The organism is Sphaerisporangium dianthi, assembly GCF_042654065.1.
Lineage (GTDB): Bacteria > Actinomycetota > Actinomycetes > Streptosporangiales > Streptosporangiaceae > Sphaerisporangium > Sphaerisporangium dianthi.
Map to the genome: position 1 here is coordinate 1 of NZ_JBHSFP010000103.1, position 886 is coordinate 886.

General features: G+C 72.3%; 1 pseudogene. It reads right to left on the reverse strand.

Annotated elements, in window-relative coordinates:
• Window positions 1–886, reverse strand: a pseudogene (locus ACFO60_RS40780) (hypothetical protein); the annotation flags it as partial.

Below are 886 nucleotides of genomic sequence, written 5' to 3' on the forward strand. Positions count from 1 at the left end.
TGTAGCCGAGCAGGTCGTGCAGGTCGCGGGCGACGCGTAATCGTTCGCGGGTGACGGCCATGCGGGCGAGTTTGCCTCGTGCGGTGTACAGCTCGGCCACCAGCGTCGACAGCGAGCTCATGCCGTACACGATCAGCCCGGTGAGCAGGCTGGAGATCGGAAGGTACACCAGATAGCCGGGCGGCGCGCCGAGGGCCAGCGACAACGGCAGGACGCTGCTCACGATGGCCGCGTACAGCGCCCAGCCCGCGGCTCCGGGCACCACCAGCAGCACCGACCCTGCCAGGAAGCCGACCATGGAGCCCCACGGGCTGTCGATCCACAGCAGCGGCAGGTAGCTGGCGAACGCCTGGGTGACCAGGGTGAGCGCGCGGGCCCGCCGCGACCAGCCCCGCGGTCCGCGGAACGAGTGGACGATCTGCAGGGTGAAGTCGACGGTGAGGCACGCCGCGAAGCCGAGCAGGCCGGCCGTGCCCACGCCGGTGTCGATCACGTTGATCAGCATGATCGCCGCGTATCCCGTCAGCACCACCAGGGTGACGGGGATCGCCTGGCGGGGCCTCCATAAGCCGGTGTCCCCGTCGTCGTCGAGCCCGCCCGTCCAGAACAGCGTCTGTTTCAGCCGGTGCCGCGCCGCCGCGAGCCGCGACCGGACGCGCCGGGCTCCGGCGGAAGGGGCCGGGGGCCGCACGAGCCGGGGGACGACCGCGTCGGGCGGGAGCGCCTGTTCCGGGACGGGGCCGGGCGCGGCGGCTCCCGTGGGGGTTCGGACGGTGAGGTGGAACCAGCCGTCGTCGTCGATGCCGGTGGTGAGGTGGCCGTTGACGGTGTGCAGGCGGGTGGTGAGGTTGCTGAGGCCGTTGCCGCTGTGGGGGGTGGGGGTGGT